General features: G+C 34.4%; 17 protein-coding genes. 3 read left to right on the forward strand and 14 right to left on the reverse strand.

Annotated elements, in window-relative coordinates:
* Positions 1-11 precede the first annotated feature (11 nt).
* The 8 genes from WCG23_00315 to ssb form a co-directional block, all read right to left on the reverse strand.
* Positions 12-197 carry a hypothetical protein gene (locus tag WCG23_00315; GenBank protein MEI8388302.1) on the reverse strand — a complete coding sequence of 62 codons (186 nt, stop codon included), beginning with the start codon at positions 195-197 and terminating at the stop codon, positions 12-14.
* Positions 198-455: 258 nt separating this feature from the next.
* Entirely contained in the window at positions 456-1,052 is a 597-nt protein-coding gene (locus WCG23_00320) for a mobile mystery protein B (GenBank protein ID MEI8388303.1), read from the reverse strand.
* Positions 1,052-1,513 (reverse strand): mobile mystery protein A, encoded by a 462-nt coding sequence (locus WCG23_00325; protein MEI8388304.1) that lies wholly within the window; start codon positions 1,511-1,513, stop codon positions 1,052-1,054. The genes WCG23_00320 and WCG23_00325 overlap by 1 nt, the downstream gene beginning before the upstream one ends.
* A 366-nt stretch (positions 1,514-1,879) precedes the next feature.
* Complete coding sequence (locus WCG23_00330; GenBank protein ID MEI8388305.1) at positions 1,880-2,911, reverse strand: AI-2E family transporter; 1,032 nt, start codon at positions 2,909-2,911, stop codon at positions 1,880-1,882.
* Between the two features lie 21 nt (positions 2,912-2,932).
* Positions 2,933-4,237 (reverse strand): thymidine phosphorylase, encoded by a 1,305-nt coding sequence (locus tag WCG23_00335; protein ID MEI8388306.1) that lies wholly within the window; start codon positions 4,235-4,237, stop codon positions 2,933-2,935.
* A 41-nt stretch (positions 4,238-4,278) separates the two neighbouring features.
* Complete coding sequence (gene pdxA, locus WCG23_00340) at positions 4,279-5,301, reverse strand: 4-hydroxythreonine-4-phosphate dehydrogenase PdxA (protein MEI8388307.1); 1,023 nt, start codon at positions 5,299-5,301, stop codon at positions 4,279-4,281.
* Between the two features lie 29 nt (positions 5,302-5,330).
* Positions 5,331-6,623, reverse strand: a complete 1,293-nt coding sequence (locus WCG23_00345) for a four-carbon acid sugar kinase family protein (protein ID MEI8388308.1) — start codon at positions 6,621-6,623, stop codon at positions 5,331-5,333.
* 20 nt (positions 6,624-6,643) lie between these two features.
* Positions 6,644-6,979, reverse strand: coding sequence for a single-stranded DNA-binding protein (gene ssb / locus WCG23_00350; protein MEI8388309.1), 336 nt, complete (start codon positions 6,977-6,979; stop codon positions 6,644-6,646).
* A gap of 221 nt (positions 6,980-7,200) precedes the next feature.
* Here ssb and dapB point away from each other — a divergent pair, with 221 nt between their 5' ends.
* Positions 7,201-7,992 (forward strand): 4-hydroxy-tetrahydrodipicolinate reductase, encoded by a 792-nt coding sequence (gene dapB, locus WCG23_00355; GenBank protein ID MEI8388310.1) that lies wholly within the window; start codon positions 7,201-7,203, stop codon positions 7,990-7,992.
* A gap of 7 nt (positions 7,993-7,999) precedes the next feature.
* On the opposite strand, the gene WCG23_00360 is transcribed toward dapB, so the two are convergent.
* A complete protein-coding gene (locus tag WCG23_00360; GenBank protein MEI8388311.1) occupies positions 8,000-8,572 on the reverse strand; it encodes a hypothetical protein in 573 nt (190 codons plus the stop codon).
* A gap of 182 nt (positions 8,573-8,754) precedes the next feature.
* On the opposite strand from WCG23_00360, the gene WCG23_00365 reads away from it, so the two are divergent.
* Positions 8,755-9,774: an aspartate-semialdehyde dehydrogenase gene (locus tag WCG23_00365; GenBank protein MEI8388312.1), complete on the forward strand. Its 1,020-nt coding sequence runs from the start codon at positions 8,755-8,757 to the stop codon at positions 9,772-9,774.
* 77 nt (positions 9,775-9,851) lie between these two features.
* The gene (gene dapA, locus WCG23_00370) at positions 9,852-10,736 is read left to right on the forward strand and encodes a 4-hydroxy-tetrahydrodipicolinate synthase (GenBank protein MEI8388313.1); all 885 of its coding nucleotides are present in this window, start codon (positions 9,852-9,854) and stop codon (positions 10,734-10,736) included.
* A gap of 173 nt (positions 10,737-10,909) precedes the next feature.
* Here the strand turns inward: dapA and glnA are convergent, their stop codons facing one another.
* The 5 genes from glnA to WCG23_00395 all read right to left on the reverse strand — a co-directional run bounded on the left by glnA (position 10,910) and on the right by WCG23_00395 (position 15,334).
* On the reverse strand, positions 10,910-12,271 hold the full coding sequence (gene glnA / locus WCG23_00375; protein MEI8388314.1) for a type I glutamate--ammonia ligase: 1,362 nt from the start codon (positions 12,269-12,271) through the stop codon (positions 10,910-10,912).
* Positions 12,272-12,611: 340 nt separating this feature from the next.
* Complete coding sequence (locus tag WCG23_00380; protein ID MEI8388315.1) at positions 12,612-13,373, reverse strand: enoyl-CoA hydratase/isomerase family protein; 762 nt, start codon at positions 13,371-13,373, stop codon at positions 12,612-12,614.
* Positions 13,374-13,383: 10 nt separating this feature from the next.
* The gene (locus tag WCG23_00385) at positions 13,384-13,815 is read right to left on the reverse strand and encodes a hemerythrin family protein (GenBank protein ID MEI8388316.1); all 432 of its coding nucleotides are present in this window, start codon (positions 13,813-13,815) and stop codon (positions 13,384-13,386) included.
* Positions 13,816-13,883: 68 nt separating this feature from the next.
* The gene (locus tag WCG23_00390; GenBank protein ID MEI8388317.1) at positions 13,884-14,840 is read right to left on the reverse strand and encodes an enoyl-CoA hydratase/isomerase family protein; all 957 of its coding nucleotides are present in this window, start codon (positions 14,838-14,840) and stop codon (positions 13,884-13,886) included.
* Positions 14,841-14,959: 119 nt separating this feature from the next.
* The gene (locus WCG23_00395; GenBank protein ID MEI8388318.1) at positions 14,960-15,334 is read right to left on the reverse strand and encodes a hypothetical protein; all 375 of its coding nucleotides are present in this window, start codon (positions 15,332-15,334) and stop codon (positions 14,960-14,962) included.
* Between the last annotated feature and the right edge of the window lie 96 nt (positions 15,335-15,430).

Below are 15,430 nucleotides of genomic sequence, written 5' to 3' on the forward strand. Positions count from 1 at the left end.
TTTTTATTTACCTAAAAGTCAAAAGCACTCATTTTCAGGCATTGTTCAAGCTCATAGCGGTCAATATGGCTTTTTAAAAGATATCCGATTATTAAAGAGCTGGAGATTACATCTTTTACGCTAATATCAACGTTATTTCTTGCCATATCAAGTAACTCAGCATAATCATTTATAGCCTGAAGAACTTCTAAATTCATTCTTTCTTCCATTAATTTCTCAGTTTTCTTAGATTTCTCAAGGCTAGTAAAGAATTTTTTTATTTGTTTCCTTAAGCTCATTTTATTTAACCCCAATGAGGATATTAATATGCTTGAGTTATACCCTTAAGCGTGATTTTTTAAACAGTTTTTAATTTATTTCCGTACGTAATTGGTTAGGTTCCAGACAAGAGCTATGAACCTGTGTTATCAGAAGAAGAGAAAATGTTATTACAGAATTTGGAAAACTCTTTTCTTTTATTTTGACTTCATCCTGACAAAATCTAATAGTAATTTAAACTGACCGTTGTCAGCTGCTTTTAATGCTTGAATATATTTATTTCTTAACTCTGAAGATTCAAGAAGACTGCCTTCTCCCCAAGAAAACCGAGGCTGCCCTAAGTCTTTCATTAAAATATCTGTCATTAACCTTGAATGCCTGCCATTCCCATTTGGAAAAGGATGAATCCATACTAAACGGTGATGAAACCTTGCCCCTATTTCATCAGGTGGATAAGTTTCATTTTCAATCCAGCATTTTGTATCTTCGAGGAGATTTCTAAGATCATTTACTATTTGCCAAGCAGGAACTCCTATGTTTCTTTCCGTTGTTCGAAATCTTCCTGCCCAACTCCAAACATCTCCGAACATTTTTTTATGAAGTTTTTTAATAAAATCTTCTGTTAAAATATTTTTTTGTTTTCTGCTAAAAACCCATTTTTCAGCATTTAATATCCCTGCACGTTCAATTTCATTAAGCTCTTTTCTTAATGTAATCCATGTAGGAATCAATTCATTTTTTTCTTCTTCCGTTAAAGGCGTTGAAGATTCATCAACTTCAAATAAATTATCCATTACTCTTCATCCCATAATCTTGCCGTAGAGCCGCTGAGTAGCTCTTGGACAAGAGTTTCAATTTCATTATGTGTATTACTGACTGAAGCTTGATTTTCGAGCCTCATAGTGTGTTCTGCTTTATTTAATAATGTCATTGCCTTTTTCTTAGCTTGTTCATGTACCATTGATTCTAAATCTTGTTCAGGTACGAGTGCATATACGAATCTACAACCTAATGCCTCTGCAACACTTTCTATAGTATTAAGTTTTAAATTTCCTAAAACTTCATCTTTTTCAATTGCTATTACTCTTGGTTGAGCAACATTCAATCTTTTTGCCAGTTGAGCTGTAGTCATCCCTAGTGCATTACGAATAGCCCTTATCCATCCTTTTTGAGGACGTACAAAAATGCTTAAATTTTTAATTTCTGAAAACTTTGCATCAAGATGTTTTCTTGCTATTTTACTACTGTTGCCCATAATGATAACCTATACATTATTTTATTCTTTATTTATTATAACCTATAGATTATTAATGTCAATAAATATTATAACCTATATATTATAATATTTATTTAAGGAGTTAATTGTAAAAAATAGTAAATATTATGATAAAATCGTTACTTAAGTTCATGAATCATAAAAAATTATAAAAAACCGCCGTCTAAATCCCGTCTAATTGAATAAATTTTGCTTTAGTTTGCGGTAATTATATAAAAACAACAAAAAAATGGAATTTCAAGATATTTGTAGATTACAGCAAGCCAAATGGCAGCAAAAGCAAGTATATAGCGACTTTGGGGTGGTAGGGGTCGCAGGTTCAAATCCTGTCGTTCCGATTCTTTTTTAAGCTTCCATCAGATTAATTTTTTTTAAATAAAGCTCTTGAACCAATACACAAATAGAAGCCGCGAGAGCCGGTGACAAAATTATTCCAAATAGACCTAACGTGCTTCCCGCTATTAAAATAGCTGAAATTATAATTATAGGATGGAGTTCAAGGAATTTACCAAGAATTAAAGGCATTAATAAAACATTTTCAACACGATGTATTACAAAATATGCAACTACTACATATAAAGCGAGCCATGGATTATCAGCAAGAGCTACTATAATTGCAGGAAGGGTAGCTATTATGGGTCCGACAATCGGTACTATTTCCAGAAGTCCCGCTATTAAACCTAATAAAAAGGCAAATTTGATACCCACAATCGCCAAACTAAGAGATGAAAGTACACCGACAGCCAACATAAGCAAAAGCTCCCCTCTTACATAACCGCCAACTTTTTTTGAAATTGTAGCAATTATAAATTCGGTTTTTTCTCTGTAGTTAAATGGGAAAAACCTTAAAACACCCGTTTTTATTTCTTCTTTATCAAGAAGAAGGAATAATACCAGTACTGCAAGTGTAAATGTCATTATAATTCCGGCAAAAATATTGACTGTAAGACTTATTGATTGATTTACTATATCTTTGCTAAAAGCAGTTATATTTGTAAATGCCTGCGAATAATCAGGAATATAGCCGGTACTTTCTATTAAAACTTCTCCTTTATCAATTAAAAATTGAACATGCGTCCAATATTTAGGGAAATCTTTAACGAATTCTTGTGTTTGATCCGTTAAAATTGCAAAAAACGGTACTGAAAGAATAGATAAAATCGTTAGTCCAACAAGATAAATTATTCCAACTGCAATGCCTCGTTTCATTCTTTTGCTCATCCAGTCAACAGTGGGATAAAGAGCGCTTGCAATTACAAAAGACGCAAATAAAAGCAAAATAACATCTTTTGTGTGGTAAATAAAAATAACCAGAAGAGTAAACGCTATTAAAGCTGCGATGCTTTTAGGAGAAATTATTATCTTTAAAGAACTCATAATGTCTTTCCTTTTTGATAATCACTCTATCACTTTAATTATTAAATCCGGTATTTGAGGCTTTTCAAAAGAAATTTCGTAAGCCTGATTTAAAAGTTCCTTTGCATTTTGACCTGATTCTTCAGAATTTGCGTAAATTTTAGCTAAAGGCTCACCTTTAGTTATCGGATCACCTGTTTTTTTGTATAAACGTACGCCCGCTGTGTAATCTATGGGATCTTCTTTCTTTTCTCTTCCTGTTCCAAGAGCTTTGCTGGCTTTTGCTACGGTAAGCGCATCAAGTCTGTTTATATATCCTGAAGACTCAGAAACAAGCTCATATTCAAACTTTGTTCTGATTAAAATATCAGGATCTTCCAAATATGAAACATCTCCATTTTGAGCTTTAATAATTTGTTTGAATTTTTCAAAAGCACTGCCATCTTTAAGTTTTTGGGCTAATAATTCTTTTCCTTCTTCTATAGTTTTAACTTTGCCTGCTTTGATAAGACTAATGGCTCCAAGATATAAGCAAAGTTCGGTTAAATCAGAAGGACCTTTGTTTTGAAGAGTTTTAACAGATTCGTAAACTTCAATACCGTTTCCTACTGTGTTTCCAAGAGGCTGCTCCATTGATGTAATTACGCATATAACAGGTTTCTCCGCTCTTTTGCCTATTTCTGTCATTGTAACGGAAAGTTTTTCGGCTTCCTCAAGAGTTTTCATAAAAGCGCCGCTTCCGCATTTTACATCAAGAACTATAATATTTGAGCCTGCAGCAAACTTTTTAGATACTACAGAAGCTGCTATTAAAGGAATACTGTCAATGGTAGAAGTAACATCCCTTAATTCATAGATTTTTTTGTCAGCAGGAGTGAGATTAGCAGTCTGAGAAACAATTGCAGCTCCGACATTTTTTACCTGATTTATAAATTCTTCGTTAGAAAGCGAAGCTCTAAACCCTTTTATTGATTCAAGTTTATCAATAGTGCCACCTGTAAAACCAAGCCCTCTTCCGGAAATCTTAGCAACGGGGATACCGGCAGCTGCTAGAAGTGCAGCTAAAATAAGAGTTGTTTTATCACCGACACCACCTGTACTGTGTTTGTCAACAATAACATCTCCCAAATCACTTAAATCAATGATATCTCCTGAATTTACGATAGCTTGAGTAAGCATATAGCTTTCATCGAAATTCATGCCTTTTAAGCAAACAGCCATGAGCCACGCAGAAAGCTGGTAATCAGGAACAGTACCATCAAGGATTCCTTTTGTAATAAAATTTATTTCTTCTTGAGAATTAGCATTTCCGCTTTTTTTTATAGCTATAATGTCTACCATTCTCATAATACAGATTTATTCCTGTTTTATCTTTCCGAAGAATTTTATTATACTCTTATTTTATTAACTGTAAAAGCTTTATTTGTATTTAAACTTAGTCTGTTTGCCAAATTAATTGCTTCCAGCATGCTTTGATAATTTGCCTTATTTTGTCCTGCAATATCATATGCCGTCCCATGACTGGGAGAAGTCCTCAGTACAGTAAGGTTTATCGTGGTATTTACGGCTTTATCCATTGCAAGCATTTTAACAGGAATCAAACCTTGATCATGATAGCAAGCTATATAAGCATCATAAGGCAAAGCTTCCCCTCTCAGGTACGAATTTGCTGCTTTTGCCCATAAAGTATCTGCCGGAAAAGAACCTTCTATGGATATTTTATGTTCGTTTTTAAGATTATTTAGTGCAGGTTTAATTAAACAATTTTCTTCATTTCCCAATAAACCGTTCTCGCCTGCATGAGGATTTAATCCGCAAATCGCAATTCTCGGGTTAGTTAATTTAAAATCTTTAATTAAAGAATTATTTAAAGCTAAAATTGATTTTATAATGCCTTTTGTAGTTAATGAAGAAGCAATAGCATCAAGCTTAATATGTCGTGTAAGCAGCATTACCCTTAAATTTTCTGCAACAAAAAGCATTTCAGGGCTTGCATCCGGGTCAGTTCCTAAAAATTTTTCTAAAATTTCTGTTTGACCTGTGTAATGATAACCGGCATTGTTAATCGCCTCTTTTGATAAAGGAGCTGTAACTATAGCCTTAATCTTTTCTTTATTTGCAAGTTCGCACGCTGTTTTAAGAGAAAGAAAAGAATGTTCTCCTGCTTCTACAGTTGGTTTTCCGATTATAATTTTTGAAACATCAAGCGGAATATTAAAAAATTCAATTTCATCAGGTAAATTAAAACCCAATTCGGCGGCAGTGTTAAAAAGTAAATTTGTATTTCCTATAAGTATAATTTCATCCGGACTCACAGAAAGATTCGGGGAATTAAGCGCCTTAATTATTATTTCAGGACCAATCCCGCCCACATCGCCTATTGTTATTGCTATTTTTTTGCTGCGTTCCATTATTTCCTCAAGATGACAAAAAAGAAAACCTAGGGCTGATGCTGCTTAAAGTATTTAAGAATGCTTACCAGCGTGTTTGGCATTCCAAAGTTGCCTGATTTTGTAACAATCCATTGAGCATCCAGGTCAAGACAAAGAGGAATTGCAGGTTCAACTTCGTCAATAAGTTGTAATTGCTTGCTTCCTATAGCATTGCAGCACTTATATGACGTTTCTCCTCCAATGGTAAGAAAGATAAGGTTTTGTTTTTTAATGACTTTATTGCTTAAATTTGCCAGATAGTCAGTAATAATTCTGGAAATCTTTTCTTTTTCCATACCCAATTCTTTAAGTTTTTCTTCTTCATCTTCATCAGAAACATTAATATGCACTGCAACGATTTTTTCTGTTTCAAGATGCTCTAAAATTCTTTTTACAAGCTCTTCAGAAGGTTCTAAAAGTACGTCTTCCAACGAAAGCTCGAGTACATAAGAGTCAAACTCGTCAGATTCCGCGAGTTTTTTAATCTGTGTCTTGGAAAGACTTGCCATACTTCCTGAAACAATAAGAACAGGAAGCTTTGGAATGACTTTAGGGATATGCTGGTATTTTGTATCGGGAAGCCATGATTTTGTAAGTACTTGTGCAAGACCGGCAGAACCGCAAGGAAGAAGGTTATAGTTTGATTTTTCAATAGCGAGGGCTATTTGTTCCATATCTGTTGTAGAAACGGCATCAACAACAATGAGTTTTTTCCCTTCTTTGACAAGCCTGTTAAGTTCTAACAGCACGGGACCTGCACCTTTCATAACCGTTATTAGCTGAATATGACCGATGATTTCATCATTATCCGCCTGTTGTTTTAAAAGAGTCGGTATATGCGACTGAAATATAGGAGAATGCGGATCTCTGGCAACTTCAGTTCTTTCAAGAGGAACCCCTTTTAAAAGATGATAACCTCCTACGGTTGTTCTTCCTTCAGCGGGGAAAGCAGGAACTATAACAGCAGCATCGCCTTTCATTGTGTTTAACACAGCCAAAGTTTCTTTTGCCACATTACCTCTTAATGTTGAATCTATTTTTTTATAGATATATTCTGCATTAAAATTATTTATAAGTTTTTGAGTTGCATCAGTAACTACTTCACAAGCTTCTTTGGCAGGTTTATTTCTTGTTTCAGTACTTATAGACCATGCCTGAGTGTTGGATTTTCCTGAAGGTTCTATAGTGTAATCAAGCAAAATCTGGATATTACAGCCTTTTAAGTGAAATTGCAAAGCAGTATCATTTGCACCGGTTAAATCATCGGCAATTATACCGATAGTTTTACTTTTTAAAGTCAATTATTTTCTCCTTAATAGAATTATTCATTCACAAAGGATGATTCGCCCTTGCCACCAAGAAGACGCAGATTGGTACCTCTTACAAAGTATCTTTCTCTTTTGTTTCCTTCGTTATCTGTCCATCCGCTTACGTCAAGACGACCTTCTATTGCAACAAGACGACCTTTTTTAACATATTCACCGGCTATTTCAGCGCTTTTATCCCATAATTCTATGTTAAACCAGTCAGTTTTATCGCCTTCTTTGGTCCATCTGTTTACGGCAACAGAAAAAGCAGTTTTAACTTTACCGGATTCAAAATATTTCATTTCCGGATCTTGACCGACTCTCCCTACAAGAACAACAGAATTTATCATATAATATCCTCTTTTTTTGGACTTTATTTTTCAACACTAACCATTAATCGATTACATTATACCAAAAACAAAAATAATAAAATTGCATGTGAATTATCTTCATTGTATTGTCATTGCGTAGAATAAAACATACTGTCTTCGCGAACTTGTTTCTGTAGGACAAAGGAAAATTATAAATAAAAAAAGTATAAAAATATAAGGAAATAAACATGACAAACAAAATCAAAGTAGCGGTAAGCGGTGCTTGCGGAAAAATGGGTCAGGCAGTCATAAAAGCAGTTAATGCAGAGGCTGATTTGGAGCTTGTTTCGGCTATAGATGTTATAAATACAGGAAAAGACATCGGTGAAATTGTCGAAAATAAAACCTGCGGGGTTTTAATAGAAAATTCCCTTGAGCATGCTTTAAAAACAAAAAAAATTGATGTTGTTGTTGACTTTACAAATCCTGATCTGGTGTTTGAAAACTCAAAACTGATTCTTGAAAACGGCGCAAGACCTGTAATTGGCACAACAGGACTTACTGTAAGCCAGCTTGAAGAACTTAAAAAATTGTCTGAACAGAAAGAATTGGGGGCTTTAGTTGCACCAAATTTTGCAGTAGGTGCAGTTTTAATGATGATGTTTTCTCAGAAAGCTTCAAAATATTTTTCTAACGCAGAAATTATCGAACTTCATCACAATAACAAAAAAGATGCTCCGTCAGGAACTGCAATAAAAACAGCCCAACTTATGACGCAGGAACGTGCTGAATTCGGAAAAGATAATTGCCCTGAAGTTGAAACCTACAAAGGTTCACGAGGAGGAGTTACAGAATCAAATATTCATATTCACAGTGTGAGGCTTCCCGGATTTATTGCACATCAGGAAGTTATTTTCGGCTCGGCAGGACAGGCTTTTACACTCAGACATGATTCTTTTGACAGAATTAGTTTCATGCCGGGCGTTGTGCTTGGTATCAGGCATGTTGTGAATAACAAAGATTTTGTTTACGGACTTGAAAATATTCTTTAGACAAAATTTATTTGATTGATTCTTTTTGTTTTTCTTGAGGTGCCTTTACTGAAACGCTTTTGGTGAAATAATTGACAACAGCCATTAATCCTCCGCCAATTACAGCTCCTCCAACTATTCTTGAAACATGCTTGAGAAGTGTGGCTTTTTTTAAAAATTGATGTCCTGTTGATAATAATGCCCCGGTAATGATTCCAATACCAATACCAATACGGTTGTGACGGTTGTTTGCGAGTTTTCTTTGTTTCAAAGCTTCTTCTTTAGTTTGTTCTGGAATCACAGGCGGCAGTTCAGCCTCTACATTATCTTCTTTGGGACTTTCTTGAATAACTGTCTGCGGTTCTAAGTTAACAATATCTTCTTTAGGAGGTTCTGGAACAACCGGCGGTTCTTCTGCCTTTACTTCTTCTTTGGGGGATTCAGGAATAACTTGTGATTGCTTTGACTTTACAAAAGCATCTTTTATTTGTTCTTCAAAATCTTTTGGTTGCGATGCTTCAGTGTTTTCTTTTTCTGCCGCAAATCCTACCCTGTTTAAATTTGCTGCTCTATTCTGCAAAAATTGTATTGATGAAACCATAAATTCTTTCCCCTTTTTGTCTTATTAAAGTAAGTTAACATCTAAAAGTTTAAAAACAAAACCTGAAAAATAATTGACGCTTTTATCCACATGCTTTTACAAAACTTTACAAAAAATTTCTCTGAACTTGTTGTTTATAATAAACTTAGTATCATGTAATAAAATTAGAGGCGCAAAGAAAAATGACTGAAGTAAATATTGCAATATTGGGAGCAACGGGAGTTGTAGGAGGAGAAATCCTTAAAATTCTTGAAGAAAGAAGTTTTCCGTATACAGGAATAAAATTTCTTGCAAGTGCAAGAAGCGCAGGAAAAGAAATTGAATTTAAAGGAAAAAAATATACTATAGAAGAAGCAAGACCGGAAGCTTTCGAAGGAATAGATATAGTGCTTGCTTCGGCAGGAGCTTCTACAAGCAAAGCTTTAGCGAATGAAATAGTTAAAAGAGGGGCTATACTTGTTGATAATTCAAGTGCTTTCAGGATGGACAAAGATGTTCCTCTTGTTATTGCAGGGGTTAACGATGAAGATTTAAGGCTCAACAAAGGTATAGTAGCTAATCCAAACTGCTCTACTTCTCAATTAATGCTTGTATTAAAACCTCTTCACGATTATGCAAAAATCAAACGTCTTATAGTAAGCACCTATCAATCAGTCAGCGGCGGCGGTAAAGAAGCCATTGACGACCTTTATGAAGGTACAAAAGCGGCTATAAACGAAGAGCAATATAACTATAAAAAATTCATAACAAAGCCAATCGCCTTTAATTTAATTCCGCAAATAGATGTTTTTTGCGAAAACGGCTACACAAAAGAAGAAATGAAAGTATCGGAAGAAACAAAAAAAATTCTTCACCTTGCTGATGATACCCCTATTTCTTGTACAGCCGTTAGAGTACCGGTATTTATAAGCCATAGTGAAGCTGTAAGTGTTGAATTTGAAACAGAAATCACTCCTGAAAAAGCAACAGAACTTCTATCAAATGCTTATGGTGTTACAGTTATAGATAATCCTGCAAGATCAGAGTATCCTACCCCTCTGGAAGCCGCAGGGAAAGACCCGGTTTATGTAGGAAGAATAAGAAAAGAACTTGCTCTTGATAACGGGCTTGCTTTATGGGTTGTTGCCGATAATTTGAGAATCGGTGCAGCTCTAAACACAGTAAGACTTGCTGAAAAACTTGTAGAAATGAATTTACTTTAGGCAACTATAGATTGCCACTTCAGAGCTAAAACTCTTCCTCGCAATGACAATAAAATGATAAAAAAGGAGAAATTAGTATGCGCATAAACGTAGGTGAAGTAGTTACCGCAATGGTGACCCCGTTTAATGAAAATTTTGAAGTAGATTATAATACAGTTGAAAAACTGGCAGATTATCTTATAAATAATGGTTCTGATGCTATTCTTGTGGCAGGAACAACAGGAGAATCACCAACTTTAACCCATGAAGAAGAACTCGAAATTTTAAAAGTCGTAAAAAATGTTGTAGGAAACAAAGCCAAAGTTGTAATGGGTGCAGGTTCAAACAGCACAAAAACAGCTGTTGAAACTTCTACAAAGGTTGAAAAAGCAGGAGCTGACGCAATTTTATCGGTTGTTCCTTATTACAATAAACCTTCTCAAGCAGGTTTGTTAGAGCATTTCGGGCAAATTGCAAAAGCGACAAGCCTTCCGATAATTTTGTATAATATCCCCGGAAGAACAGGCATAAACATGGAGCCTGAAACAATTTCGAAACTTGCGCAAAACCATAAAAATATTGCGGCAGTGAAACAGAGCAATCCTAATATTGATCTGGTTACCGAAATCAGAATACAAACGCCTGATGATTTTGTTATTTATAGCGGGGATGACAGTTTAACTCTTCCGATGTTAGCAATTGGAGCTTACGGAGTGATTAGTGTTGCTTCTCATATCATTGGAAAAGATATTAAGCAAATAATTACCGAATTTAAATCAGGAAATATTGCAAAAGCAAAAGAAATTCATTTAAAATCATATCCAATGTTCAAAGCAATATTCACTTCCCCCAATCCTATTCCTGTAAAAGCCGTGTTAGCAAAACAAGGACTTCTTGAAGAAACTGTAAGATCACCTCTTGTTAAACTTACAGCTTCTGAAAAGGAAAAACTTTATAATTCAATTGCTGCTTATAGCATTTAATCAAATAAATAATATTCTTAAAAAGCCGACATTTATTGTCGGCTTTTTGTCTTAGCAGAGAAAGCGTTGCAGCGTCTAATAAAATACTTGGTGATTTATCAAGTAAATAATTTTGATAAAAATAAAGAAACAGGGCGGTAACACCGCCCTGTTTCTTGTTATAGAACTAATTTCTAGTATTTTTCTAAATAAGCATCGATTTCCCATGGGCTTACAGCAGTTCTGTAAGAATCCCATTCTCTTCTCTTGGCTGAAATAAATTCATTAAAAATGTGTTCTCCAAGAGCTTCTTTAGCAACTGTGCTTTTTTCAACCAAATCAAGAGCTTCTTCTAAACTGCCGGGTAAAGAATCTATTCTTAATTTTTTTCTTTCTTTTTCGGTCAAGTGGTAGATGTTTGTTTCAGCAGGAGCCGGCGGATCAATTTTGTTTTGAATACCGTCTAAAGCGGCAGTTAAAATCGCAGCAAATGCCATATATGGGTTGCAGCTTGGATCCGGTGATCTTAACTCAACTCTTGTAGCAGGACCGCGTTTTGCAGGGACTCTTAATAAAGCGCTTCTATTAGCAGCTGACCATGCAAGATAAACAGGTGCTTCGTACCCTGGAACTAAACGTTTGTAACTATTAACCGTAGGGTTAGTAATAGCAGCAATACCTCTAATGTTTCTAAGAACTCCACCAATTGCCCAGAGAGCTTCCTGGCTAAGTTGATATGGTTTTGACTCATCAAGGAACGCATTTTTGCCGTCTTTATTAAGAGAGAAGTTGCAATGCATACCTGAACCGTTAACACCAAAGATTGGTTTTGGCATGAATGTTGCATGTAAGCCGTATTTAGCCGCGATTGATTTGACAGCAACTTTGAAAGTTACAACATTATCAGCAGTTGTTAAAGCATCACCATATTTAAAATCAATTTCGTGCTGACCTTCAGCAACTTCGTGGTGGCTTGCTTCAATATCAAAGCCCATTTTTTGAAGGGTGGTAACCATCTCAGCTCTAAGATCTTCTCCGAGATCATCAGGACCGACATCATAATAACCTGCAGCATCATGAGCTACAGCAGTAGGTCTTCCATTTTCATCTTTTTTGAAAAGGAAAAATTCGCATTCAGGTCCAAAATTAATTGTATAACCAAGTTTTCTTGCTTCTTCAAGAACTTTTTTCAGGTTTGTTCTTGGACAGCCTTCAAAAGGTGTTCCATCAGGATTATAAATATCACAAATCAATCTTGCAACATTTGAAGCCTCTTTGCCTCTCCAAGGAAGAATACAGAAGGTTTTTCTGTCCGGATAGAAATACATATCTGATGTTTCAATGCTTCTGAAACCTTTAATTGAAGATCCGTCAAGCATAATTTCGTTATTGAGAATCTTATCAATCTGTTCTGCGGGAACAGCCATGTTTTTAACCTGACCGTTAATATCAACAAACTGTAGTCTGATAAACTTAACGTTGTTTTCTGTTATCAATGATTTGATTTCTTCTTTTGATAACTCTTGTCCTCTTGGTATAAATGCTGAATTCACCATATTTGCCTCCTTAACATGTTTTAATCTAAGCTTTTGAGCTTATATTACTATTTAAACAAAAATATTTCAAATTATTTAATCTGTTTTAATAAATACATACATACCATATATGTTTATATAACATTAATTACTGGTCAAGTACTGATATAATTTGGTAATATCGGAAATTAATCAATATTTTAGTTTTTTTCTAAAAATACATTAAAAACCATGTTTTTTTGAGTCAAAAAACAAATTTGCCTTTAATAAATCTGTTTTTTGACTTTTTTAAACTATTAATTTGGTTTTTAGAAGTTTAAAATTAATTTAAAAAACCTTAACATTTCTTTTTAAACCTTTTTTAACAGTCTTTCCAAACAGGAACTCGCTTTTCAATGAAGCTGTTTGTTCCTTCGGCGTAGTCATGAAGTTTTAGCAGTTCCTCGAGGAAGACTTTTTCTGCAAATTCGATTTTTTCCTTTAAACCGGCATAATTGATTTTTTTATAAGTATTAAGGGTTGTTCTTATTACGCTTGAGCTGTTTTGGATTATGGAATTTATAAATTCATCAGTTTTTTTGTCGAATTCTTCTTCTGAAAAAACATGATTAACAAGTCCTGCGGCTAGAGCGTCTTTAGATAACAGTTTTTCTCCCGTTAAAATAAGCTCCAGTGCTTTTTTGTTCCCTGTTAAATAAGTCAAATGAGTTATTGATAAAGGAGGAAAGCAGGCAAGTTTAATTTCAGGCTGAGCAAAAAAAGCATTTTCTGAAGCGAGAACAAAGTCGCAAAATAAAGCAAATTCGCTTCCTCCTCCAAAACAACCTGATTTTACAAGTGCCAGCGTTGGTATTTCCAAATCTATCATGGTAAAAATCAACTTATGAAAGGCTTTAATTAATTCGGGAGCTTTTTCAGGCAAATGATCCGCTATATCGACTCCTGCTGAAAATATTTGTTGGTCGGACTCAAAAATAATCATTCGTAATGTTTTCTGATTTTTCAATTCTTGTAAGGTTTTATCAAGAAAAATCAGGTCTTCAATGCTGAAAATATTTAACGGAGGCTTTGAAAAAGTTATTTTTGCCCAAGAATCAGTTATTTTTATATTAATATTGTTCATTTCTTAAATTCTAGTCTTTTTTTACCTGCTTGGAATTCATTTTTTTTTCAAGAATAAATTCGGCAAGAATTTTGTCTTCACCAAGAACGTGCTTTCTTATCCAATCTATGAGCTGTACGTTAAAATCAAGATTGAAATCGGATGAAAAGCCTTCTTTTTTAAACAATTTTTCGAGTTTCAAATAATCTTCCGCAAAAGCTGCATGGTCATTCAAATGCTGTTCATAATGAGGATAATTAAGCTTAAGCATGCAATTTTCTTCTGTTGCGAAGTGTTCATTTATGTAATGTTTAATATACTCAAATGTTTCTAGAAGTTTCTCAGTATCTATCCCTTTTAAATAAGACTCATGAAGTGTTTTTATTCTGGAGATAAGTTCCATGTGCTGAGTATCTATTTCTTCGACTTCCGTAAGAAGTTCTTCAGGAAAATCATTAAGCATAAAAAATCCTTTTCATATATATTTAGTTATGATAACGCAGAGTCTTTTTATAAAAAACCTTTTAATACTTAATGTAAAGAAGATCCGCACTTGCCGCAGAAATGAAATTCTTCAGGCAAGTATTTAGTTTTACAGGTTTTGCACTCTTTTAAATTTGCACCCCAGAGTGTTTCAGAGGATTGGTTATTTTTAGCTTTTTCTCTTATTTTTAAGTAATCAGGATTTCTTTTTTCAACAAAGCCTTGCATTCCTTCATGAACTTCAAGAGATGAAAAATGAAGGCTTAGCCAATCTTTTGCATGTCCTATAGTACTATGCCATGCGAAATCTTTCCAAAAATTAAGCTGCTGTTTAGTATATCTGGTGCATTCAGGGAATTTATTTATAAGTTTTTGGGTTAGTTCATTAATTTTTGAATCAAGTTCTTCATAAGGCACAACATAGTTTACAAGTCCCCACTCAAGGGCTTTTTGTGCATTTATAGATTCATTTAATAAAAGAATTTCTCTTGCCCGTCTGTCTCCGACAATAATAGGCAAAAATTGAGTTGCTCCTCCTGCTGCGACGCTTCCTATGCTTGTTCCTACATGTTTTATAGTAACGTGTTCAGCGGCTACCGCCAAATCGCAAGACATGTTAATTTCGTTTCCCCCACCGACAACCATCCCGTTGAGTCTTGCTATTGTGGGTTTTCCGCAATTTCTCAATAAGTCATGAAATTGGTTAAAAACGCCCATCCATTTGTAAAAATCACGCGGTCGGTTTATAAATTCAGAAGCGTATTCTTTTACGTCACCGCCTGTGCAAAAAGCTTTTTCTCCTGCTCCTGTTATTATAATTACTGCAATCCCGTCATCCCATGAGGCATCCTGAAGGGCGGTAATCATTTCTTGAAGGGTAATTATGCTGTAGGCATTGTAAACTTCGGGTCTATTTATTGTGATAGTGCCAACCCAGTCGGATTTTTTATATAGAATTTCTGAAAAATTAAATTCTTCAGGAATTTTAGGTGTAAATTGTTTCATATTTTTCTCCGATTAGCCTTAGTATATCATACAAAACAGGATATTTTAGCCTACCGGAAAGAAAAGAGCTAAACCGCACTTGATGAGGATGATGCTTTTGCGATTTAACATTTAAATATTTAAGAATTAACCTTCGTTGTTAATTTCGTATAGGTTTCTAAAATCCATTTTTTTGTCGCATCAGCGCTTTTAAATATAGGATTAGTTACTTTTTCACCGATTGAAGTAGAATCAAAAAGCTGCTGAATACCGCCAAGCGAGAGAGAAAAGTAAGAGGCAGGAGTTTCCTTTGGTCGATCGACCCCGGATCGATAAAAAACATCGGAATTTGCAGGAACAAAATTTAAATTTAAAGAATCTTTAATTCCGTTGTTAGCCAGTTCGGTTTTTGCTGCATTTGCGCCTGCAATAAATTTTTCAAAGAGTTTGTTTTCTTTTTGAATATTAATCTTTAATTTAGTCCCAAAAGCAATGTTTGATTGTTGAATTTTCATTTTTAGTTACTTCCTTTTGTTACTTAATTAATTAAATTTTGTATCTGCTAATTATAATAATCCTAAAAATAAAAGTTGATAGTTTTATCCATTCGT

It is taken from the genome of bacterium (assembly GCA_037147175.1).
Lineage (GTDB): Bacteria > Cyanobacteriota > Vampirovibrionia > Gastranaerophilales > UBA9971 > UBA9971.